This window comes from Phyllobacterium sp. LjRoot231, from assembly GCF_964253365.1.
In the GTDB taxonomy this organism is placed as follows: Bacteria; Pseudomonadota; Alphaproteobacteria; order Rhizobiales; family Rhizobiaceae; genus Phyllobacterium.
Window position 1 is genome coordinate 802,133 of sequence record NZ_CAXUQT020000001.1, and the last position, 22,657, is coordinate 824,789.

At 56.7% G+C, this 22,657-nt stretch carries 18 protein-coding genes; 4 read left to right on the forward strand and 14 right to left on the reverse strand.

Annotated features, from left to right (window positions below; all coding sequences use genetic code 11):
- Positions 1-18 precede the first annotated feature (18 nt).
- The 13 genes from addA to ACSQ3H_RS03860 form a co-directional block, all read right to left on the reverse strand.
- On the reverse strand, positions 19-3,516 hold the full coding sequence (addA, locus tag ACSQ3H_RS03800; protein ID WP_436115809.1) for a double-strand break repair helicase AddA: 3,498 nt from the start codon (positions 3,514-3,516) through the stop codon (positions 19-21).
- A complete protein-coding gene (gene addB / locus ACSQ3H_RS03805; protein WP_436115810.1) occupies positions 3,513-6,653 on the reverse strand; it encodes a double-strand break repair protein AddB in 3,141 nt (1,046 codons plus the stop codon). The genes addA and addB overlap by 4 nt, the downstream gene beginning before the upstream one ends.
- Positions 6,646-7,371, reverse strand: a complete 726-nt coding sequence (locus ACSQ3H_RS03810; protein WP_436115811.1) for a nucleotidyltransferase family protein — start codon at positions 7,369-7,371, stop codon at positions 6,646-6,648. Before ACSQ3H_RS03810 ends, addB begins: the two co-directional genes overlap by 8 nt.
- A gap of 3 nt (positions 7,372-7,374) precedes the next feature.
- Positions 7,375-8,883, reverse strand: a complete 1,509-nt coding sequence (gene tsaE / locus ACSQ3H_RS03815; protein WP_436115812.1) for a tRNA (adenosine(37)-N6)-threonylcarbamoyltransferase complex ATPase subunit type 1 TsaE — start codon at positions 8,881-8,883, stop codon at positions 7,375-7,377.
- Positions 8,884-8,889: 6 nt separating this feature from the next.
- On the reverse strand, positions 8,890-11,367 hold the full coding sequence (locus ACSQ3H_RS03820; protein WP_436115813.1) for an ATP-binding protein: 2,478 nt from the start codon (positions 11,365-11,367) through the stop codon (positions 8,890-8,892).
- 255 nt (positions 11,368-11,622) lie between these two features.
- Positions 11,623-13,023, reverse strand: coding sequence for an adenosylhomocysteinase (gene ahcY / locus ACSQ3H_RS03825; protein ID WP_436115814.1), 1,401 nt, complete (start codon positions 13,021-13,023; stop codon positions 11,623-11,625).
- Between the two features lie 139 nt (positions 13,024-13,162).
- On the reverse strand, positions 13,163-13,957 hold the full coding sequence (locus ACSQ3H_RS03830) for a glutamate racemase (protein ID WP_436115815.1): 795 nt from the start codon (positions 13,955-13,957) through the stop codon (positions 13,163-13,165).
- Position 13,958: 1 nt separating this feature from the next.
- Entirely contained in the window at positions 13,959-14,273 is a 315-nt protein-coding gene (locus ACSQ3H_RS03835) for an HPr family phosphocarrier protein (protein ID WP_436115816.1), read from the reverse strand.
- A 25-nt stretch (positions 14,274-14,298) separates the two neighbouring features.
- Entirely contained in the window at positions 14,299-14,700 is a 402-nt protein-coding gene (locus ACSQ3H_RS03840; protein ID WP_112524863.1) for a PTS sugar transporter subunit IIA, read from the reverse strand.
- Positions 14,697-14,870: a hypothetical protein gene (locus tag ACSQ3H_RS03845; RefSeq protein ID WP_436115817.1), complete on the reverse strand. Its 174-nt coding sequence runs from the start codon at positions 14,868-14,870 to the stop codon at positions 14,697-14,699. The genes ACSQ3H_RS03840 and ACSQ3H_RS03845 overlap by 4 nt, the downstream gene beginning before the upstream one ends.
- A 14-nt stretch (positions 14,871-14,884) precedes the next feature.
- Positions 14,885-15,343 (reverse strand): AAA family ATPase, encoded by a 459-nt coding sequence (locus tag ACSQ3H_RS03850; protein ID WP_436115818.1) that lies wholly within the window; start codon positions 15,341-15,343, stop codon positions 14,885-14,887.
- Positions 15,343-17,130 carry a stimulus-sensing domain-containing protein gene (locus tag ACSQ3H_RS03855; protein WP_436115819.1) on the reverse strand — a complete coding sequence of 596 codons (1,788 nt, stop codon included), beginning with the start codon at positions 17,128-17,130 and terminating at the stop codon, positions 15,343-15,345. The genes ACSQ3H_RS03850 and ACSQ3H_RS03855 overlap by 1 nt, the downstream gene beginning before the upstream one ends.
- Positions 17,131-17,249: 119 nt before the next feature.
- Positions 17,250-17,969, reverse strand: a complete 720-nt coding sequence (locus tag ACSQ3H_RS03860) for a response regulator transcription factor (protein WP_162701788.1) — start codon at positions 17,967-17,969, stop codon at positions 17,250-17,252.
- 309 nt (positions 17,970-18,278) lie between these two features.
- Between ACSQ3H_RS03860 and ACSQ3H_RS03865 the strand changes: the two genes are divergently transcribed.
- The 4 genes from ACSQ3H_RS03865 (at position 18,279) to ACSQ3H_RS03880 (ending at position 21,698) form a co-directional block, all read left to right on the forward strand.
- A complete protein-coding gene (locus ACSQ3H_RS03865) occupies positions 18,279-19,892 on the forward strand; it encodes a phosphoenolpyruvate carboxykinase (RefSeq protein WP_436115820.1) in 1,614 nt (537 codons plus the stop codon).
- Between the two features lie 113 nt (positions 19,893-20,005).
- Positions 20,006-20,443, forward strand: a complete 438-nt coding sequence (arfB, locus tag ACSQ3H_RS03870) for an alternative ribosome rescue aminoacyl-tRNA hydrolase ArfB (RefSeq protein WP_436115821.1) — start codon at positions 20,006-20,008, stop codon at positions 20,441-20,443.
- A gap of 105 nt (positions 20,444-20,548) precedes the next feature.
- Entirely contained in the window at positions 20,549-21,007 is a 459-nt protein-coding gene (gene lysM / locus ACSQ3H_RS03875) for a peptidoglycan-binding protein LysM (protein ID WP_436115822.1), read from the forward strand.
- A gap of 76 nt (positions 21,008-21,083) precedes the next feature.
- Positions 21,084-21,698 (forward strand): alpha-ketoglutarate-dependent dioxygenase AlkB family protein, encoded by a 615-nt coding sequence (locus ACSQ3H_RS03880; RefSeq protein ID WP_436115823.1) that lies wholly within the window; start codon positions 21,084-21,086, stop codon positions 21,696-21,698.
- On the opposite strand, the gene coaA is transcribed toward ACSQ3H_RS03880, so the two are convergent.
- Complete coding sequence (gene coaA / locus ACSQ3H_RS03885; RefSeq protein ID WP_436119341.1) at positions 21,685-22,641, reverse strand: type I pantothenate kinase; 957 nt, start codon at positions 22,639-22,641, stop codon at positions 21,685-21,687. The two genes, ACSQ3H_RS03880 and coaA, sit on opposite strands and share 14 nt — an antisense overlap.
- Positions 22,642-22,657: the final 16 nt, after the last annotated feature.

Below are 22,657 nucleotides of genomic sequence, written 5' to 3' on the forward strand. Positions count from 1 at the left end.
AGCTGCAAGCCTTTTTGATCACATCAGCCGGGCGAGAGCGTTGTGCATCGCATCGGCAGGGATATCGATCAGGTGCGGACCTTCGGTGAAAAGCAGTGCAGCCTCCACAGTCTTGCCGGGATAAAGGGGCTCCAGCAATTGGCGGTAAAGAGCGAGCTGCGCAACATAGGCGTCCGGGACAGTGGCAAGATCACGCGGGGCTGGCCGGTTGGTCTTGTAATCGACGATAAGCACCCGCTCTTCGTCTACTGCCAGCCTGTCGATCACGCCGGATACTGCGTGGTCCTTGCCGCGTAGATGCAACGTTCCCATGATCGCCACTTCTGCAAGCGAACCTGATGCGAAGACCGGCGCATAGCGCAGATCATTTATAACACCGAGCACAGATTGCAGAGCGTTTTCGATTTCTTGCCGAGGCCAGTCGAACGCAGCACGCGAAAGGTAGCGCTCTGCGGCGGGGATACGTTGTTCGGCGGGCAAACTTGGCAGGGTCTGCAACAATGCGTGAATGACCGTTCCACGACGGATAGCGAAGGATGGATCACCGCCATCGCTTGTCAGCACTGGCGAGCCGGTCACCAAGGGCGCTTCATCGTCGGGCTCGATCAACACGGAAACGCCGGAAGGCGCGAGGGGTCTTGGCAGGCCAGCCTCGCGCGGCATGGGAGAGCGATAGGACGAGGGAAATGGGTCGACAGGCGCTTCGGAAGCGGGGGTAGGCTCGTCGATCGGCGAGGCCATGCGCTCTGTCACGTGGTAGCGCTTGGCCATCACACCTTCGACCAGATGCTCGAACGGCTCGCTTTCGTCTGCCAGTGCTGCCTCAACCAGACCATGCCATGTGTCCGATGCCTGCCGCGTTCCGCGATAGCCGCAAACGATCAAGCGGTCCTCAGCACGTGTCATGCCGACATAGAGCAGGCGGCGATATTCTTCTTCCGCGCGGATTTTCAAGTCGTCTACGATCTGTCCGGTGAACGTGGTCGCATAGGCCTTGGTTGGAGCGAACAAAAAGCCCCTGCCCTGCCAACCGGCCCTTTCTTTCATGTCGAAAGATAAGAGGTTTGGCGTGCGCCCGCCCGACGATGCGGCGCTGCCGGAATCGACCAGGAAGACCACAGCCGCTTCGAGCCCTTTGGCGGCATGGACGGTCATGATACGCACTTCATTGCGACTCTGGTCAAGTTCGCGTTTGATCTCCGGCGTAGCCGCATCCAGCGTTTCGAGAAATGCCTGCAGTCCCGGTAATCCGGTCTTTTCCGTCGCGACCGCATAGTTCTGGAATTCATCGATGACATCGCCGGCTTCATGGCCGAGCCGAGCCAGCAGATCGCGTCTTGCACCGCCAGGTCCCAGAACCTCCGCATAGAACTCGAACACGGGAACCGTGTCGGCACGATTGCGCCAGTTCTGCAATCGCTGCGCAGTTGCGCGCAAAATCAGGTCATCCTCGGCGCGCATATTCAATCGCTGATAGAGCGTTTCATTTTCCGCCCGGCCATAGGCGAGGTCAAACAGCTGTTCGTCGTTCCATTTGAAAAGCGGGCTCTTCAGCAAGGCTGCAAGCGATAGATCATCGGATGGGAGCAGCATGAACCGGCCAAGCGCCATCAAATCCTTGACGGCAATGTGGTCGGTGAGCTTCAACCTGTCAGCACCGGCGACGGGGACGTGCCGCTTCTTCAACTCGCGGGATAGAGCGGGCATGAACTGGTCACGCTTGCGTACCAAGACCATGATGTCCCGCGCTTCAAGGCGCCGGTTTTGTCCCTCGATTATCTCTCCGTTCTTGAGCCAAAGATCGATCGTCCTGGCGATCTGCTCGGCGAGCCGCACGGGTGGAGCAGGCAGGCTGTCCACAGGCTTGCGCCAGTCTTCCTCTTCGGGAGCCGTTTCCGGCGTCAGCATGTCCCATAACTCGACTTCGCCGGGGTCGTGATCCCGGATTGCCGTATGCACAGTGCGGCCGCCGTTGCCGCCAAAGCCGCGATGAGCTTCCGGACGGGCGAAAACCTTATCGACGGCCGACAGGACATCCGGCGCGGAGCGGAAGGAGAAGTTGAGATTGACGCGGGCAAAACTCAAGTCTGCTTGCGCGGCGTTTCGTGCGGTCGCCCGGCCATGCTCAGCAAAATCCTCAGGAATGGCGCCCTGGAACGAATAAATCGACTGCTTTTCATCGCCCACGGCAAACAGCGTCCGGCGGACATCACGTGCGGATCTGCCGGCAAAAAACTCCTCACTGAGCAGGCGGATGACGCGCCATTGATTGGGGCTCGTATCCTGTGCCTCATCCACGAGAATATGGTCGATTCCTTTGTCGAGCTTGTATTGGACCCATGGCCCGGCGTCCTGCCGTGCCAACAAATTTACCGTACGAACAATCAGATCGTCGAAATCGAGAAGACCGTGTGTTTTTTTCATCTGCTGGTAGCGGCTGATCAGATCGTCGACAAGAACCAACGCAGAGAGGGTAAGGCGAATCAGGCGCACCTGCTTGAGGCGGTCCAGCCCCTGAAATACGCGCTGTGCCGCTTGATCGTACAGATCGATAAAATCCGGATAGCGCTCGGTTACACCCTTTGTGGCGATATAAGAACCGCTTTTGGGATCTCCCGTCGCTTTCAGGAACGCCGCCCGCAACGCTTCTTCGCGCTGGTCGACCTGTTCGTCGAACTTGGCCTGGAGAAGGATCAGCGCAAATTCTTGCGCCCGCGTTGCACTCTTTTGTATCTCCAGAATGCCGGAGAGCACGGAGTGATCGAACTCCCGCACCGGCCAAAGCGTGGACAGGATACCGTCCTCGGTCTCGTCGCCCATAAAGCCAAAATGCGAATAGAATGTCTGGCGCCGCAAATCGTCTTGGCCGATTTCACGGATGAACTGTGTCAGATCATGCCGTTTGTTCACGGCTTCGTCGAGCAGTTGCTGCAGACCAAACTCCCCGGCGGCATCGAGCACATCGGCAAAGGAGGCGGCAAGTTCCGTGTTGTGGTCAAGACGCGCGGCCTGCAACAGTTGGCGACGCGCTTCGCCGACCAGCGCCACCTGCATCATGTCATCCATCAATTCGAAATGGCCGGCGATATTGGCTTCGAGTGGAAACTGATGGAGAATTGCCTCGCAGAAGGCGTGGATGGTCTGAATCTTGAGCCCGCCAGGCGTTTCCAACGCCCGTGCAAACAGACGGCGCGCCTGCGCCATCCGTTTCGGACCGGGTCGCTTGTCATCGATCTCTTCGAGCGTTTGCGCCAGCGCCTCCTCGCCCATCGTCGCCCAGTCGGAAAGGCGGGCAAAGACGCGGTTCTGCATAACCGCTGCCGCTGCCTTGGTGTAGGTGAGGCAAAGAATCTTCGAGGAATCGGTTCCGTCCAGCAGCAGGCGAATGACACGTTCGGTCAAAACATGCGTCTTGCCCGATCCGGCGTTGGCAGAAACCCAGACAGAGTCCTTCGGGTTCGCCGCCCGGTTCTGATCGACAATAGTTTCCCTAGGGATGATGCGGGGCTTTTTCATTCGCCGTTGCCGCCATCGTCAGCGCCGCCCGCCGACCATTCCAGCACGCGAGCAAGATGATCGTAGTCGCCAGTCAGATCGCTTTCCTTGAAGGGCAGCGCGCGCGACAGATAGCCTTTCTGCGGGTCGCGATAGGCGGTCAGCAATTCGGTCAGACGCCGCCACGAAAGTTCGCCCAGTTCCGGCGCGCTTTTCTCACTGCCGTTGACGGCAGTGCCGATCTTCAAGATCGATTCTGGATCAACCTTGCCATTGGGGCGGAGGCGCACATAGAGAAGATCGGCGGCATCTCGCTTGCCGACTTGGTGGAAGGCTCCACGCGCCAGAAGTGCGGCTTCAAGCGCGAGTTGTGGCGAGAGCAGCACATGCGCTTGTCGCTTTGATGGCGTCGAACCGGTCTTGAAGTCGATAATCTCGACCGTGCCGTCGCGCCGGAGGTCCACCCGGTCCGCACGGCCTGAGAGCGTAATGCCTGTCGCCTCGACGGGGATCTTCCTTGAAGCGATTTCCGGATGACGCTCCGCTATGAGGTGCGCGCGGTTCCGCTCCCATTTGAGATATTCCGGAACCAGTGACTGGAATCTCGGCCACCAGACCGCGTCGATTTCTTCGGGCAGCGCGATATCATCGAAATAGCGCCGTCCAATTTCCAGAAGGCGTTCCGACGCATTTTGGTGAACAGGATCAATGCCCTGTTCGGTGAAATGCGCCAGAATATTATGAAACAACGAGCCGCGTTCAGCTACATCGGGATCGCGGATAAGCGGCTCAATGGGGCGCAGGCGCAAGATACGCCGGGCGAAGATCGCGTAAGGATCACGTCTGAGCGTTTCGATTTCCGTCACGGAGAAATGCTTCGGTCGCGCATCGAGCGGCGGCCTAGGTTCGGGTCGCTTGACGAAATCTTCATCCGGCGCCGTGTCGATCTCACGCGCCCAGTTCAGATATTTTGCTCCCCGCATCCGCATTTCCGTGCCCGCGGCCTTGCCGAGCACGGTTTCCAGACGCTGCAGCCAGCGCGAGGCGACCGTCGGCGCATTGGCCGAGCGTTGCGCCCTCGTGAGAATAATGCGGTCCATTCCCATCGCCATCTGGAAATCATGGGCGGCAAGGCCTGTGCGTCGCTCCGGCGGCTCCAGATTGATGATGGATTTCATCGGCCGCGACATGAACGGATCATTCCGGGTCTTGCCTGGCCAGGAGCCTTCGTTGAGCCCGCCGATGACGACCGTATCAACGGTCTGCAAGCGCGCTTCGAGCGCACCCCAGATGAAGAGGCGCGGATGGGCACCAGCCTTGGGTTTAATCACTTCTCCCGAGACCAACGCTTCAATAATCGCAGGCCATTCGGAGGATAAAAAATCCAGCCCTGCATCGGCGGAAACCAGATTGCGCAGGAAGGCGGCGAACTGCTCACCCGCAGCGCCGGAATAGAGCGCCGCGATGTCGCCCTGGTCGTCGCGCGCCAGATTTTCCACACTGGCGACCGTGGCACGGATAATTTCAGCCATTTCGACGGGTTCCACCCTGTCGGCAAGCACAGTCAGCGATTCCATGCTTCTGCTGAGAGCATTGCAAGCGACACGCGCGATCTCGATGTGTGCCAAGGAGATTTGCCGCAGCCAGACGGGTTCAAAAGGTGTGTTGCTGGCTTCCACCAGGCGTTTTTCGAAGAATACCGCGAGCTCTGAAAGCGTGGCGCGACCGGTGCCACCACGCAACGATACAAGCTCGATTGTTTCTGCGGCCTGCCGCACGGCGGTGCGTTCAAGACCAAGCCGGGTCAGCGGATGTTTTAGCAATGCCAGCAGTGCAACCGGATCGCCCGGATTGAACACTGTTTCGAGCGCCAGCCGCATTAGCGTCGCCGGTTGTGTTTCGCGCAGGGCATGGCCGCCAGAATCGTCCGCTGAAATATTGAAGCGAGCGAGTTCGGTCGAGACACGACGCGCCAGATCGCGGTCCGCCGTGATCAACGCTGCCGTCTTGCCCGGCTGGTCGATGGCATCACGCAATACAACGGCCACCGCGAGCGCCTCCTCGCGTTCATTTGCCGCTTCGATCAAGGTAACAGGCGCGACGGCGGCGGAAAACTTGCCACTATCCCGGTTTATATGAGCCCATGCCTCGCTTGTGTCGGCGGGACGCATGGCTTCAACCAGCAAATGTTCGCGTGCACGTTTCTCTGGTGTGACGCTTCCCAAATGAACGACGTCGTGACGTAAAACACCGAGTTCACTCAAAAGTTTCCTTAGACCATATTGCGGGTGGCCAAAAATCGATGGGTTGTCGGCGGCGTTTGCCAGAATGTCCCAACTTGGCTCATCCATATCGCGATCAAGCCCCGGCAGGACGAGAGCGCCCTGGGGCAAGGATGCGATTGCCGCAAGCAGCTTCGCGGTGGCGGGAATAGAACCCGTGGAACCCGCCGCGATGACCGGACCGGCGGGCGGGCTGCGTAACAGTCGCTCCGCCTCGAGCTCGATCAGGCGGTTGCGGTGCGCGGCCGGATTCGATCGATGCCGGTCGGCAAGGATTCCCGGCCAAAGACTAGTGACGATACCCAAAAAATCCAGCGTCACCTGCCACCAGTTCGGCAGCTCCTCCGACACGATGTTGGAGAGGGTCGACCAGCCCATGGCTTCAGTTTCGACCTGATCCATCAAACCTGCAAGATCGCGCGCAAGCCAGATCGCATCGGCAGCCGTGGCCGGGATAGCGATTTCCTCATTACCGAACAGTGCCCGGATATGCTCCGGCAGGCGTTCGCGCCAAGGCCGCACCAGCCGCGCCAGAAGCAATAGGCGTTCCGTCGAACTGATCGGCGGCGGGAGATCGAAAAAGGCGTCCGATCCCATGTCGAACATCGCCGCATCCTCATCCACATCGCCGAGCGGGCGGATTACGGGGAGAATGGCAGACTTGACCGGGCTCTTTTCGACGAGCAGCGAGCGCAAGGTACGTGCTGCGCGGCGCGTCGGCACGTAGATCGTCGCGTGCGCCAGTGCCATGGGGTCGGACGGATCGGCGGGATAGTCTGGTATGAGCGCTCCCGATTGCAACGCATCGACCAGGGCAGGCAGAAACGGAATGCCCGGCGCTATGGAGAATATGTGCGAATGCTTGTGCTCAACCATTGACCGTCTGTCTGGCGATGGCGGCTTCCGCATCGCCAATCGCATCGGGTGTTCCGACTGTTAGCCATAGACCATCCATCCGCAGGCCAAAGAGCCGGTCCGCTGCGATCGCCGCATCAAAATAACGATTGAGCGAAGCCTTGCCCGGCGCCGCGGCTGCGAAAATGCGCGGATGGATGATGGCCGCACCGGCATAAATGTAGGGCGACGTTTCGCCAATTCCGAGGCGGCGCAACCGGCCATCGTTGCTCCTATGGAAATCGCCGCGCCCGTCATAACCGGTGGCCTGATCCTTCGCTGCAATCATCAGAAGAATATCCATGCGCGCATCATCCCATCCTTCAGCCAACAGGACAAGATTCGGCCTGGATCCATCCACCCAAAAAGTATCGGCATTGAGGACGTAGAAAGGTTCGGATCCGATCTTCGGAAGTGCGTTGATGATGCCGCCGGCGGAATCGAGCAGTTCGTTGCGTTCATCCGAAATGAGAATCGCCGGTGCTTTTCGCTTCGCCAGATGCGCGTCGACCTGATCGGCGAGATGATGGACGTTGACGACCGCGCGCTCCACGCCTGCGCCAACCAATGCTTCAAGTCCCCAATCGATTAATGGTTTGCCGGCTACCTTTATCAGCGGCTTCGGCATTGTATCCGTGATCGGGGCCATGCGCTTGCCGAGACCGGCCGCCAGAACCATTGCCGTATGCGGACCTGTCATCAATCAAATCTCCGAAGAAAGAATCCCTGCCTTTTCGCACCAATCCTTCACCGGCGCCAGCGCCGGATGGCCGATAACGCGATTAAAATAAGCTTGGATGCGCGGCAGGTGTTTCAGATAAAAGGGTTTGCCGTCGCGCTCGTCAAGCCGGACGAAGATGCCGAGTATCTTGGCGTTGCGCTGTGCGGCCATGATAGCAAACGCAGTGCGGAAACCAGCTTCATCGAATAGCGCATTGCCCGAGTGCCGTTCCTCGATATAGGCGCTGAGCAAATGATCCTGCAGCTCGGGAGCAATCGTGACGCGCGCATCGAAGATCAACGACGCGACGTCGTATGCAGACGGACCGATCATCGCGTCCTGAAAATCAATAAGCCCGACACGATTGATGCCGGTTTCATTCTCACGCCATAGAATATTGGGCGAGTGGACGTCGCGTAGCAGCAGGCTTTTCTCAGAACTATTTAATTGGCTAAATACCTTATTCCAAGCAGCGACATATTGAGCCTTTTGCGCGGATCCGAGCGCCGTTCCGCTCACGCGCGGCACATACCAGTCGGACAACAGCTCGACCTCGATCATCATCGCATCGCGATCGAAATCATGGATGTGATGGGAATAACCCTTGGCAACATCGATATCCTGCGGCCAGGATTGCTGGTGCAGCTGTGCCAGCAGACGAACGGTCGCTTCATAGCGTTCGGCGATTGGTGCGCCATCAGCATCAAGCACCCCTTCACTGCCAAGGTTTTCCAGGATCAGAAACCCGTTCGCCAAATCCTCAAAGTATATCTCCGGGACTTTGAAACCCTTCGAAGACAGAAGCTTGTCCAAAGCGACGAATGCAGCAACTGACTGCGAAAGGTGAGCAATCTGCATATAAGTTTTGCCATCACGTAGAATTGGACCACCGGGATTGTAGGGTGAATTCATCAGGATAAACGGATGTCCCTCCGCGGTTGCGATCGTTTCATATCCCCTGGCAGATGCATCGCCGAGCAGATAGCGCCGCTCGGCATTGGGAAATCCCGACTTGGCGAGGAAATTACGGATAGCCAGGGAACGCCGCAGCCGCGCCAGCGCAGTGGGCTCGCCCTCGATCAATGCCTTACGGCCGTCGCCTTCGTTCACGAGCGTCACGCTCAAGTTGGGCGCTGATAGTGCACCTTCCGCCCGTTCCGGCCACTCCACCACAACGGCGCCGTCCTCCAGAGCTTCGTCGAGACCGAGTTCATCCACCTCATCGGCAGATGACAGGCGATAGAGATCAACATGGCTGATGGGCAGCCGCAACTCCGGATAGGACTGTACGATCGTGAAGGTCGGGCTTGGGACCTCATAGCTATTATCATCGGCAATGGTGCGGATGAGGCCGCGCGCCAGCGTGGATTTTCCGGCACCGAGATCCCCCGACAGCGTGACGAGATCACCCTTGCGCAGCGCCAGCGCAAGATCCTGGCCAAGACGTATTGTATCTTCGGTGCTTGCAAGGTGAATGGTAAGTTGCGTCATGAAAGCCTATTCAGCAGCAATGCTGAATGTTCGCGCCTCAAGCGGGAAGCGGCAGGTAACCAGCGTGCCCTTGCCAGCGGCGCTGTTGATATCGACCTTGCCACCATGCAGTTCAACAAAGCCCTTGACGATCGAGAGGCCCAACCCCGCGCCACGCTTGCGTCCGCCGTTCGGATAGGGCTGGAAACGCTTGAAGATGCTGTCGAGGACATAATCCGGCATGCCAGGGCCATTGTCCTTGACGCTGAACACCATCTCCGACTGTTCGCGCCAGCAGGCAAGCGTGACAGTGCTGCCTTCCGGTGCGTAGTTGGCGGCGTTGCTGAGAAGATTGGCCAGAACCTGCTTGACGCGGCTAGCGTCGGCACGAAAGGAGCCTGTGCCCGGCGTGATGCGGATATCGAGGAGGATATTGTGCTCCTTGAAACGTTCCGCCACCTTCTCAGACGCAGTCGTGATCGCATCGGTGACCGACACATCGCTGATATCGAGTTCCATGATTCCGGCGTCGACGGTGGCAAGGTCGAGGATATCGTTGACGATGGTCAGCAGTACAGAGGACGATGTGCCGATGTGATCGAGATAGTCGCGCTGGCGGTCATTAAGCGGTCCCGTCATCGGTGTTTGCAGAAGCTCGGTAAAACCAATGATATTGGTCAAAGGTGAACGCAACTCGTAAGAAACGTGCTGGACGAAATCGTTCTTCAGCTCGTCCGTCCGCTCAAGCGCCTCGTTTTTTTCCTTCAGCGCCCGCTCCACCTGCACCGAGTCTGTCATATCGACAAAGGTCAGCATGGTCTGACCGTTCGGCAATGGCGCCGTCGCATAATAGAGTATCTTGCCGAAACTGAGTTCGATATGGCCGGAGAGTGATTGGCGCTCGTCATCAAAACCCGTGACCGTTGTAACGAATGTTTCCCAATGCGTGGCATCCGAAACCGGTTCGCATAGCCGGCGAATGGCAGAGATATGCATACCCTCGGCAATTTGCTCGCGTTTCAGTGACCACAGTGATGCAAAGGCAGGATTCGATAAACGAATCTTTCCGTCCGAACCGAAGACAGCCACGCCTTCCGCCAGATGATCCAAAGTCTGGCCCTGTACCTTGATCAGCGTGTTGTAACGGCTTTGCAGCTCCAGCTTTTCCGTGAGGTTCTCGAATACCCAGGTCACGCCGCCTTTCGGCTGCGGATTGACGATAACGCGCAAGGTACGGCCATCGGTCAGGTACCAGATATGCTCCTGCGATTCGACCGAATGATAGGCCGACAGCACTGTTTCCTTCCACCGGCGCCAATCTTGCTGCTCAGGCAGGATTCCGTCGCTGCGGAAGCGATCGAGCAACATCGTGTTGTCAGGGCTGCTTTCGAGAAAAGCGGTGTCCAATCCCCAAAGCTTGGCGAACGCCTGATTGTAAAATTGCAGTTTCCGATTGGCATCAAACATGGCGACAGCGGTGTTCAGCTGATCCAGCGTGTCGGAATGATTGAGAACCGTACGCTTGAACTCCTCGCGGATCAGTTCAATCTCGCTGATATCGGTCGCGATACCAGCCGAACCCGCGGTACCAGCAACATCGGTGACGCGAAAGACGTGACGATCACCACCAACGACCGTCGACAGCTGATCCTGGAAGCGGTGGTTTGATGCCTTCTCGCGTTCGATCTTTTCCCGCGCCTGTCCACCGAACAATTCGCGCCCATCACGGATCGCAAGCTGTGGATCACGAACATCGACGGCCTTGGCATAGGCCGTATTGACCCAGTTGAGACGGCCATCCCCATCACGGCTCCAGGACGGCATATCGACCGATTCCAGCAGTCCGCGCAATGTGGCGACAGCCTCATTGAGCTGGTAGTTTTCGGACTTGAGGAGCGCTTGGGCTGCCCGGGATTCACCGAGATTGATGAAACGCACGATTGCATAACCGCCAGAGGTGCGGCCCTGTACTTCCAGCGGTGCACCCTTCGAGGTTTCAACGGCAATGTCGAACGGCCGCGCTTTGTCGCGCAGAGCCGAGATGGAACGATCGAGCAGCGTTACGGAATCGACGCGCAGCCACCGACCGAATGCCAAAAACAGCGCCCGGCCTTCCGGCACGCCGATTTCCGGCGGCAGATTGCCGATCAGATTGGGTGTGCTGGACGCGCCTTCCCAGACGATGACGCGCTGATCCTTCAGATTGAGCAAGGCCTCATTGCGCTGGACTGTCACGCTGAGGTCGGCAACCTTGTCGCGCAGTTGGCGATTCTCATGGGCAATGCGGCTGCGTTCGCGAATAAGCCAGCCGGCGGAGAGTAACGCAGCGCCCATTGCGCCGAGAAACATGGCGAACTGCACAACTTCGAATGTGCCTACTGCAACGCCAAAAGGTGTGTTGATTTTTCCGAACGCATCCTGGGCACCGGCTGGCAGGTGAGACATCAACACGATCGGCAATGATGAGCTTCCGCTCGCAAGCAGTATTCGCAGTCTTTTCAGCATCGATCTGCCGTGTGCTGCATTGTTACTGCGAGCTTCACCAATTTCCATATCAACCGTCGCTGCCCCATCGTGACGAATGCCGTTTGTTCACATCCATTTGATTTTTCAATCGGTTGGCCCACCTGGAACAACGTCATCCCGAATCACTACAATAAACCTTGAGCGAATCGACGGGAAGAACTAGGCGCAAAAAAGAAAACCGAAGGATTTGTCAATCCTTCGGTTTCTATATCTTGTGGGTATATACTGACCAGATCAATATCTGTAGTGGTCTGACTTGAAAGGGCCCTTCGGCGTCACACCGATATAGGCAGCCTGTTCTTCCGAAAGAACCGACAATTTCGCGCCGAGCTTGTCGAGATGCAACCGGGCGACCTTTTCGTCGAGGTGCTTCGGCAGGACATAGACTTCATTCTTGTACTGCTCGCCGCGGCTATAAAGCTCAATCTGCGCCAGAACCTGATTGGTGAATGAAGCGGACATGACAAAGCTTGGATGACCCGTGGCATTGCCGAGGTTGAGCAGACGGCCTTCCGAGAGAAGCAGCAAGCGCTTGCCATCCGGGAACGAGATCATATCGACCTGCGGCTTGATGTTGTTCCACTTCAAATTGCGCAGGGCTGCAACCTGGATCTCGTTATCAAAGTGACCGATATTGCCGACGATCACCATGTCTTTCATCTTGCGCATGTGCTCGATGGTGATGACGTCCTTGTTGCCGGTCGTGGTGATGATGATGTCAGCCGTCGGGGCTGCATCCTCCAACGTCACAACCTCGAAACCATCCATCGCAGCCTGCAGCGCGCAGATCGGATCGACTTCCGTCACCTTGACGCGGGCACCGGCGCCAAGCAGCGACTGGGCCGAACCTTTACCCACATCGCCATAGCCACAGACAACGGCAACCTTGCCAGCCATCATGACGTCCGTAGCGCGACGAATGCCGTCAACCAGCGATTCCTTGCAGCCATATTTGTTGTCGAATTTCGACTTGGTAACACTGTCATTTACGTTGATTGCCGGGAAAGGCAGCAAGCCCTTCTTCTGCAGCTGATACAGACGATTGACGCCGGTTGTTGTTTCTTCAGTGACGCCCTTGATGGCATCGCGCTGCTTGGTGAAGAAGCCCGGGGTTTCCTTCATGCGCTTCTTGATCTGGGCGAAGAGGATTTCCTCTTCTTCGCTTTCCGGCTTGGAAAGGACATCCTCGCCAGCCTCAGCACGGGCACCGATCAGAATGTACATGGTGGCGTCGCCACCATCGTCGAGGATCATGTTGGAAGGCTGGCCATCCGGCCACTGGAAAATCCGGTCGGTGTAGGTCCAGTATTCTTCAAGACTTTCACCCTTGACGGCGAAAACCGGTGTTCCAGTTGCGGCAATCGCCGCAGCGGCGTGATCCTGAGTAGAGAAAATGTTGCATGAGGCCCAGCGAACTTTGGCGCCGAGTACCTGCAGCGTCTCGATCAGAACTGCCGTCTGGATCGTCATGTGCAGCGAACCGGTGATACGTGCGCCCTTGAGCGGCTGCGATGCTCCGAATTCTTCGCGGCTTGCCATAAGGCCCGGCATTTCGGTTTCAGCGATGTCCATTTCCTTGCGGCCCCATGCGGCCAGTTCAAGGTCCTTGACGATGTAATCCTGTGTGTCGGCCATCTCGTGTCAGCTCCGTCTTTGTTGTTCATTTGGCCGCGCACTATCCATCGGGCGACCGGAGATGGTGTTGACTAGCAGATTAGGCATCGCTGCACAATGGGATATAAAGAAATCCTTATGCGTGCATATGGGACTGGCGTCAGGTAGGCAGTGTTACAACTTGCAGGGGAATTGAAATCCGCAGCCTGGACAGCATGGTCCGGAAATCGCCGAACCGATAATTCTGGCTCTCAGTCACCAAACCAAGGGTTGTGCCGCTACCTAGGGTGCCGTCGCCAATCCCGTCAACAATGTCTTCAGCTGGATCGAGGAATTGGCAGTCGGGCCGGGCAATACTGAAATAGTCCAGAAGCCACGGCAAATGCGTACTCGATAGAGTGAGAACATCAATTGCTGGGTATTGATCGAAGATCGCTTCAATAAAGTGGGTGACTTTCTGCGATGTGCCGGTCGAATCGAATAGAAAAGCTCCGCTCTCAACCAGATCGACCATGGGCGAGGCATTGATCAAGGCAACATCATCCAGTTTGTCTGTATGCTTGGTCACGAAATCACGCAACTGGATGCTCTCGATCATCGATTGAACGCCCATGATACCGACTTTGCCGGTTTGCGATGTTGCCAATGCTTCTTTCAAAGGGGGCAGTACGCCGAAAAGTGGAAGGCTGGTTATTGTTTTCAAATCGTCCATCAGCGTGATTGATGCAACGTTTGAGGCAACGACAATGGCGGATGGGTTGTAGCCAATCAGGAAATCGACGGTCCGACGCATGACAGCCATAAGCTGGTTGCGCGACTTTTGCCCATACGAGAAGTTTGCTCGATCGGCAAAATATAAAATATCCTGACTGGGAAGCCTGCGTCGGATCAGATCGACGATTGCATAACTACCAATCCCGGCGTCAAAGACAGCGATTGGGCTCTTGAGGTGCAAATCAGGCTTCTTCGCCGAACTTGTCGGCAATCAGCGCGCCGAGTGCCTTCATCAATTCTGGCGCCTGCACGCCCGATGCGCTGACCTTGATGCAGCAACCGGGAGAGGCGGCGAGCATCATCAAGCCCATGATCGAGGTGCCCCCGACAGTCATGCCGTCTTTCTCGACGCGAACGTGAACATCGTAACCATCGACAAGCTGGACGAACTTGGCCGAAGCACGCGCATGAAGACCGCGCCGGTTGACGATCTCGAATTCCTCCACAAGTGCATTGTCCGGATCGAAGGTACCGGTCGTCTCTGCGGTCAGGCGCATTTATTTCCTCTATGGGGCATAACCCCTATTTGGCTGTCAGCACCTGGCTGGCCACATTGATATATTTCCGTCCGGCATCCTGCCCCTCCCGCAATGCCGCGGCCATGTCATTGGTAACGCGCACACTGGAAAGCTTGATGAGCATTGGCAGATTGACCCCGGCAATGACTTCGATTCGTCCTGACTCCATCACCGAAATGGCCAGATTGGAAGGAGTACCGCCAAACATGTCCGTCAGGATTATGACACCCGAACCGTTATCGGCGCGGGCAACGGCATCAACGATGTCGCGACGCCGTTGCTCCATATCGTCATCCGCACCGATCGAGACGGTTTCCAAATATTCCTGCTGGCCGACAACATGCTCCACGGCATGATGAAATTCTTCAGCCAGTCTTCCGTGCGTCACAAGCACGAGTCCGATCATTCTGAAACTGCTCCTGTTGCGCCAGCCCCTTGGGTTTGGGCTTTTTGCTGCGCATTGAATGCCCCGTTTGGCAGGTGTCGCATTTTGGCAGGACGAATCGCGAAGGCAAGCGGAAAAATGGCATAACCAAGACAGTCAGTCATTTTATCGCAGAGCAGCAATGCAACCATTTGAATCAATTACCCTATTTCTTCCAAAGTGCCTGAAAAAGCCTTGCCTCGACCGCCCGACAAGCGGCCTCGACCTCCCGTTTAGGTAAAGCTAGGAGTGGGATCGCGACGCCTTCAAGCAGTATCATAGCGTCATCGGCAAATCGAATGGCGTGCTCGGGCTTCGTCAACTCAACGACAAGATGAATCACCCCGGAAGGCTCGTGATCGACCGCATGCAGGCCGGAACCCCAGACCTCCAGCCCACCCTGCAATGAACTGGGGGTAGCGCAGATCAGGCGGCCGGACGTGGCTTGTAAAAGGCACTGGTCGTCGCTGATCAAGGCGGCGAACGCGCCTCTGCCAGCCGCCCGCTGCATCAGTTCACTGGCAATGGATGATTTACCTGATCCGGAAGGGCCAGAGATCAGGATGCCGCGATCTCCGACGAGTACCGCGGTCGCGTGAACACCTCCGCCCGACTCAACAACCATCAGACCTCGACCGGAATAATAGCGATGAACTTTGCACCGAGATAATTGTCAGGATCTTTGGGGTCAATGATGTTCTCGGCATTCAATGTGCCGCCATGAGCCTCGATTATCTGACGGCTGATAGATAGGCCCAAGCCCGAATTCTGGCCGAAAGCCTCGCCGGAGGGCCGATCCGTATAGAACCGCTCGAAAATCCGGTCGATCTGTTCGACCCTTATGCCAGGGCCATTGTCCTCCACGATGATGCGGATACGGTCGCCCAGATGCTGCAATGTAACGGTGATGACGCCGTCTTCAACGGGAACGAAAGAGCGCGCGTTTTCGATCAGATTGGAGACGACCTGACCAAGCCGCAGGTCATGGCCGGCGACGAAGAACCCCTTCCTGTTATTCGGAAGCTTGCCAACCACAAATTCTATCCGGGTATCCTTCTTGTTGCGCCTGACCTCGCGCGCAGCGGTGACAAGATTCCCAAGCAGGTATCTGAGGTCGACATGCTCGGAATCTTCGCGCGCCAGTTCGGCATCGAGCCGCGAGGCGTCGGAAATATCAGTAATCAGACGATCGAGGCGGCGCACATCATGCTGGATCACGTCCATCAGCCGTTTTTTTGAGTCTTCATTCTTTGCCAGTGGCAGCGTTTCCACGGCGCTTCGCAGCGAGGTTAGAGGGTTTTTCAACTCGTGGCTGACATCGGCCGCAAAACTTTCGATCGATTCGATGCGGGCATAAAGAGCATTGGTCATGTCGCGTATCGAGGTCGAGAGATGGCCGATTTCATCCTGCCGCTCGGAGAAATCCGGAATCTCCTCGCGGTTCTTCACACCATGCCGGACGCGGTCGGCGGCGGCAGCGAGACGCCGTAGCGGATTGGCGATGGTCGATGCGAGAAACAGCGACAGAATGGCCATGACCAGTGCAGCAACCGTGAAGACCCGGATGATGGCGTAGCGTTCACCCTGAACAATCTTGTCGATATCGCCGCCTTCGGTCGAAAGGAGCAAGACGCCGAGCACGGCGCGGAAACGCTGGATCGGCACAGCGACCGAAACAATCTGCTCGCCCTTTTCCGTCATGCGCACGACGGTTGCCGGAGAACCGGTCAGCGCTTTCATGATTTCGGGATAGGAAGATCCATTGCCACCTGGCTGTTCCTGGTAAATTGGCAGGTCACCACGGCGCAGAAGCCGGGTCATACGGTTTGTCAGCCGCTCGAAGAAACTCGGCTCCTCCCCGTTGATTGGCGGAAGCTCATAGCGCAACACCTGGCCGCGTGAATAAAGATGGCGGGAATCCAGCAGAAGATTGGAATCGCGGTCATAGATGCGGGCACGGGTGCGCGTCGGTGAGATCAGCCTGCGCAGAACCGGCGCCACGCGCTCCGGATTGATCGGGAAATCGAGATTATCCAGAACGTCGGGTGTCGGTGTGATGCTCTGGCCAGCCTGCAATTCCAGCAGTTTTTCGGGATCGATGGCGATTGAATTCGTATCGACGGTTGCCGATGACGCGATTGCGCCGGCAATGATCTCGCCTTGCGTCATCAAGCTCTCGACCCGAGCATCGATCAGCCCGTCTCGGAACTGATTGAGATACATGATGCCGGATAAGAGAACCGCAAGACCGGCTAGATTGAGAAAGAGAATGCGCCGGGTCAGGCTCGAAAACAGGTAGTTGCCAAAGACGCGATTGAGTGGTCTGAAAAAGCGGCGCAAGGCTAGCGAACGCTTACGGCGCATAACGGCGCTCTTGCGCGTGATATTGCCGCCTTGCAGTTCGGCTACCATTTTTGCCTCAGAAAATCATGATTCGGTTGGCTCATCGCATTGATGCTGCGGCGAGACAACCTTGTTTTACAGCGGATCACGTAGCTTTGAAAGCGCAGGACGTTCCGCCAGCAATCGCATCAGGTTTCGCGGAAACGATAGCCAACGCCGTAAAGCGTCTCGATCATGTCGAAATCATCGTCAACGACCTTGAACTTCTTGCGCAGGCGCTTGATGTGGCTGTCGATGGTGCGATCGTCGACATAGACCTGTTCATCATAGGCCGCGTCCATCAACGCGTCACGGCTTTTGACCACGCCCGGGCGCTGGGCCAGCGAGTGCAGGATCAGAAATTCAGTCACGGTCAAGGTCACCGGTTCGCCCATCCAGGTGCAGGTATGACGCTCCTGATCCATGACAAGCTGGCCGCGCTCGAGCGATTTTGTCTGGGGGCTGCCCGGCTTTGCCGCACTTTCCCTCGCCGCGACACGGCGCAGGACCGCCTTTACGCGCTCGACAAGCAGGCGCTGCGAAAACGGCTTGGTGATGAAATCATCGGCGCCCATCTTCAGGCCAAAGAGCTCATCGATCTCATCGTCCTTGGAGGTGAGGAAGATGACCGGCAGATCGGATTTCTGACGTAAACGTCGCAGAAGTTCCATTCCATCCATGCGCGGCATCTTGATGTCGAAAATGGCGAGATTCGGCGGGCGGGCCATCAAGCCATCGAGCGCAGAGGCACCATCGGTATAGGTCTCGACACGATAGCCTTCCGATTCAAGCGCGATCGATACGGACGTCAAAATATTGCGATCGTCATCGACGAGCGCGATGGTCTGCATTGCGGGTACTTCCCTCATGCCGTGCCTCTCTTTGTGCCATTACCTTGGTGCTGCTTGTGCCGGACAAATTAGGTACAAAATGTGGCACAGATCGCGAGTCGTGTCATCCTTGCCCTTTTCACCCGCTTTTACGCTTACGGAAGAATGGCGGAAATTTTCTTTATTTAAAACGATTTAAAAAAATTTAAATTCTTTAAATCGATTAAACATTTGATACTATTCATTATTTCTGCTTTTGAGCACGGGTAGTCGCATTTATGCTGGAAGATGCACGAATGCGATATAATCCTGACTTGACCTCAACGCATTCTAAACAATGGCGGACACATGACTAGAGAGACCGGTATTCACAACGCGACGATCGCGCTCGGCACCTCAGGCCTGAAGGATGTTTCGGCGGTCTATTATAATTTGGGAGCCGCGGAACTCTACGAAGAGACATTGCGCCGCGGCGAAGCAGAGCTGACAGCACAAGGTGCGCTCGTTGCCCGCACCGGCCAACACACAGGACGCTCGCCCAAGGACAAATTCGTCGTACGCGATTCGTCAACCGACGCCCATGTCTGGTGGGACAACAATGCGCCGATGACGCCTGAGTCCTTTGATCTGCTTTATGCGGATTTCATGGAACAGGCAAAGGGCAAGGAACTGTTCGTCCAGGATCTGATCGGTGGCGCCGATGAAGAGTACAGACTGAACACACGCGTCATCACCGAATTTGCATGGCATTCGCTGTTCATCCGCAATTTGCTGATCCGTCCCGACCGCGATGCTCTGACCAGTTTCATTCCACAGATGACGATCATTGATCTGCCGTCCTTCCGCGCTGACCCCGCAAAGCATGGTACGCGATCGGAGACGGTTATCGCCGTCGATCTGAAACGCCTGATCGTGCTGATTGGCGGCTCGGCCTATGCCGGCGAGATGAAGAAGTCTGTGTTCACCGCGCTTAACTATATCCTGCCGGCCAAGGGCGTCATGCCGATGCATTGTTCGGCCAATGAGGGTCCGGATGGCGACACTGCCGTCTTCTTTGGCCTCTCCGGCACGGGCAAGACCACACTCTCCGCCGATCCCACACGCACATTGATCGGCGACGATGAACATGGCTGGGGCGAGCACGGTGTCTTCAATTTCGAAGGTGGTTGCTACGCCAAGACCATTCGCCTTTCCGCGGAGGCGGAACCGGAAATCTACGCCACGACCCAGCGTTTCGGTACCGTGCTTGAAAATGTCGTTCTCGACGAAAACCGCGAGCCGGATTTCAACGATGGCTCGCTGACCGAAAACACCCGCTGCGCTTATCCCCTCGATTTCATTCCAAATGCATCGAAGACTGGCAAGGCGGGCCACCCGAAGAACATCATCATGCTGACCGCCGATGCCTTCGGCGTCATGCCGCCCATCGCCAAACTCACTCCGGCGCAAGCCATGTACCATTTCCTCTCCGGCTACACGGCGAAGGTCGCCGGTACGGAACGCGGCGTCACCGAACCCGAGGCAACATTCTCGACCTGTTTCGGCTCCCCTTTCATGCCACGTCACCCATCGGAATATGGCAATCTCTTGCGCCAGCTCATAGCTGACCATAGCGTCGATTGCTGGCTGGTAAACACGGGCTGGACGGGTGGTGCCCATGGCACTGGCAAGCGTATGCCAATCAAGGTAACGCGTGCGCTGCTTGCTGCAGCATTGGATGGTTCGCTGAAGAACGCGCAGTTCCGTACGGATCCAAATTTTGGTTTTGCAGTGCCCGTTTCTGTGCCGGGCGTAGATGAAGAGATCCTCGATCCGCGCTCGACATGGGCAGACAAGGCGGGCTACGATATTCAGGCAAACAAACTGGTCGATATGTTCATCCGCAATTTCGGCAAGTTCGAAAGCCACGTCGACGGTGATGTCAGGGCGGCAGCTCCGCATACGCCGGTCGCTGCAGAATAAATCGCCGGCCTTTGCAAACAAAAACCTCGCTGGCTAACAGCGGGGTTTTTACATTTTAAGGCCATCTGCGGAGGCGCTTCCAGCGAATCAAAGATTAGGCTACCAATCCTGTCATGGAAGAGAGCCGCAGCCGGATCAGAATAAGCAATAGAATCTGGATCGACGAAGACGATCTGGAGGAGAGCTTCATTCGCTCTGCCGGGCCTGGCGGGCAAAACGTCAACAAAGTCTCGACGGCCGTGCAATTGCGATTTTTCGCGGCGCGTGCCGGTTTACCGGATGATGTCTTTGCGCGCCTCATCAAGCTTGCGGGCCAAAGGGCAACCAAGGACGGCGATGTGCTTATTGAGGCCAATCGCTTTCGCACGCAGGAGCGCAACCGGCAGGACGCACGAGAGCGCATGACTGCGCTGATTGCCAAGGCAGCAGAACCGCCACCGCCACCGCGCAAGAAAACCAGACCTACAAAAGGTTCGATCGAGCGCCGTCTCAAGGAAAAATCAGGCCGCGCCGATGTCAAAAAGATGCGCGGCAAGGTCAAAGGAGATTAGCCAAAGGAAACGAATATTAACCGCATGTATTAATCTTGGCTTTTAAAGTGCTTCGCAGAATGCCACAACACTATTTCGGTTTGAACAGTCAACAGGGAGCCAGACATGGGACTATTTGATTTCGTTAAATCCGTAGGCAAGAAAATCGGCATCGGCGACGATGAACCAAGCGCCGATGCGCTGAAGAAAGAACTCGATTCCCACAAGCTTGGCACAGACAACGTGCAGGTGGTCGTCGAGGGCGACAAGGCAGTCCTGAAAGGCAACGTCACCAACCAGGAAATTCTGGAAAAGGCGATCATCGCCGTCGGTAATTCGCTCGGCATTTCCAAAGTCGAGACCGACGGTCTGAAGGTTGACAACACACCCACCGGCTCGGTCGTCAAGGCGGCCGTGTTCTACACGGTGAAGAAGGGTGACAATCTTTGGAAGATCGCCGAGTCCCAGTATGGTAAAGGCAAGGGTGCCAAGAATACGGTCATCTTCGAAGCCAACAAGCCGATGCTAAGCCATCCCGACAAAATTTATCCAGGTCAGGTACTGCGCATCCCGCCACTCGACTGATAACATTCTAATTTGCCAAACGGCCCGGCGCCTTATTGCAGCCGGGCCTTTGATTTTCCAGGCCACAGGTACTTCTATGCTCCTGCTCGCACCCGGTATTCGCTATTTTCCGGATTATTTTGATCCGGCCGAACAAGCTGCGCTGGTGCAAAACATACGAGCGGTTGTCTCCGAAGCACCGCTCTATGTTCCCGCCATGCCTAAAACCGGCAAGGAAATGAGTGTGCGAATGACGAATTGCGGCTCTCTAGGCTGGGTCACCGACAAGGAGCAAGGCTATCGCTATCAAGCTGTCCATCCGGTGACACAAAAGCCTTGGCCGCCTATTCCACAGCGTTTGCTGTCACTGTGGCAAGAGGTCGGCGACTATCCACTGCCGCCGGAAGCCTGCCTCATCAATTTCTATTCGGACGCAGCCAAAATGGGCCTTCACCAGGATCGCGATGAGCAGAATTTTCAGGCGCCTGTCGTTTCGGTGTCGCTGGGAGATGCGTGCCTGTTTCGCTTTGGCGGCACGAACCGCAATGACAAGACCCAGTCCATCAGGCTCTCAAGCGGCGATGTGATCGTCCTCGGCGGTGAAGGCCGCATGGCATTTCATGGCGTCGACCGCATTTACCCGGATACATCGACGCTGCTAAAAAGCACCGGCCGGATCAATCTCACTTTGCGCCGCGTCACAGCTTCCTGAGCGCGACTTCCTCGACAAGATGATTGTCGCCCTTGCGCAGGATCAGATCGGCGCGCGGCCGCGTTGGAAGGATGTTTTCTCTCAGGTTTTTCAGATTGATATTAGCCCAGAGGCTTTCGCCAATTGCCAGCGCGGAATCATCCGAAATGGTCGAGTAGCGATGGAAGAATGAGCTCGGATCCTTGAAGGCCGTTTCCCGCAGCCGCATGAAGCGGCTGATGTACCATTTGTGGATCTGCTCTTCATCCGCATCGATATAAATCGAGAAGTCGAAAAAATCCGAGACGAATGGCACCATCTTGCCGTCTTCAGGCAGATCGCGAACCTGAAGCACATTGATTCCCTCGAAAATCAGGATGTCGGGCGCATCGACCGTCTGGAACTGGCCTGGCAGCACGTCATAGGTCAGGTGCGAATAAAGCGGTGCGCTGACATTGCGCTGGCCGGCCTTGATCTGCGAGAGGAAACGCAACACCATGCCAACGTCGTAGCTTTCGGGAAAACCCTTGCGTTCCATCAGGCCTTTGGCGCGCAGGACCTCATTCGGGTAGAGAAATCCGTCCGTCGTCACCAGATCGACCTTGGGGCTTGATGGCCAGCGGGCAAGCAATTCTTTCAGGACGCGTGCGGTGGTTGATTTTCCAACCGCCACGGACCCGGCAATGCCGATGATGAAAGGCGTCTTGAAGGCGTCGCCTGTGTTGAGGAACTGCCGGCGCTGATAAAACAGCAATTGGCTGGCTTCGACATGCGCGGACAAAAGCCGCGACAGCGATAGATAAATTCTACTCACCTCGTCGAGATCGATCGGATCGCCGAGAGAACGCAGCCGCTTGACTTCATCATAGGTCAGCGTCAGCGGCGTGTCGGCACGGAACTCCGCCCACCGTTCGGCGCTGAAGAATCGGTAAGGCGAAAACTCGCTGGGTGCCAACTGATCCATGACTTCCCCTTCCGTC

Excerpts from the sequence above, each read along its gene's own strand:
- addA (WP_436115809.1), bottom strand. The coding sequence starts at position 3,516 with ATGAAAAAGCCCCGCATCATCCCTAGGGAAACTATTGTCGATCAGAAC.
- addB (WP_436115810.1), bottom strand. The coding sequence starts at position 6,653 with ATGGTTGAGCACAAGCATTCGCACATATTCTCCATAGCGCCGGGCATT.
- ACSQ3H_RS03810 (WP_436115811.1), bottom strand. The coding sequence starts at position 7,371 with ATGACAGGTCCGCATACGGCAATGGTTCTGGCGGCCGGTCTCGGCAAG.
- tsaE (WP_436115812.1), bottom strand. The coding sequence starts at position 8,883 with ATGACGCAACTTACCATTCACCTTGCAAGCACCGAAGATACAATACGT.
- ACSQ3H_RS03820 (WP_436115813.1), bottom strand. The coding sequence starts at position 11,367 with ATGCTGAAAAGACTGCGAATACTGCTTGCGAGCGGAAGCTCATCATTG.
- ahcY (WP_436115814.1), bottom strand. The coding sequence starts at position 13,023 with ATGGCCGACACACAGGATTACATCGTCAAGGACCTTGAACTGGCCGCA.
- ACSQ3H_RS03835 (WP_436115816.1), bottom strand. The coding sequence starts at position 14,273 with ATGCGCCTGACCGCAGAGACGACCGGTACCTTCGATCCGGACAATGCA.
- ACSQ3H_RS03840 (WP_112524863.1), bottom strand. The coding sequence starts at position 14,700 with ATGATCGGACTCGTGCTTGTGACGCACGGAAGACTGGCTGAAGAATTT.
- ACSQ3H_RS03845 (WP_436115817.1), bottom strand. The coding sequence starts at position 14,870 with ATGGTTGCATTGCTGCTCTGCGATAAAATGACTGACTGTCTTGGTTAT.
- ACSQ3H_RS03850 (WP_436115818.1), bottom strand. The coding sequence starts at position 15,343 with ATGGTTGTTGAGTCGGGCGGAGGTGTTCACGCGACCGCGGTACTCGTC.
- ACSQ3H_RS03855 (WP_436115819.1), bottom strand. The coding sequence starts at position 17,130 with ATGGTAGCCGAACTGCAAGGCGGCAATATCACGCGCAAGAGCGCCGTT.
- ACSQ3H_RS03860 (WP_162701788.1), bottom strand. The coding sequence starts at position 17,969 with ATGAGGGAAGTACCCGCAATGCAGACCATCGCGCTCGTCGATGACGAT.
- ACSQ3H_RS03865 (WP_436115820.1), top strand. The coding sequence starts at position 18,279 with ATGACTAGAGAGACCGGTATTCACAACGCGACGATCGCGCTCGGCACC.
- arfB (WP_436115821.1), top strand. The coding sequence starts at position 20,006 with ATGGAAGAGAGCCGCAGCCGGATCAGAATAAGCAATAGAATCTGGATC.
- lysM (WP_436115822.1), top strand. The coding sequence starts at position 20,549 with ATGGGACTATTTGATTTCGTTAAATCCGTAGGCAAGAAAATCGGCATC.
- ACSQ3H_RS03880 (WP_436115823.1), top strand. The coding sequence starts at position 21,084 with ATGCTCCTGCTCGCACCCGGTATTCGCTATTTTCCGGATTATTTTGAT.
- coaA (WP_436119341.1), bottom strand. The coding sequence starts at position 22,641 with ATGGATCAGTTGGCACCCAGCGAGTTTTCGCCTTACCGATTCTTCAGC.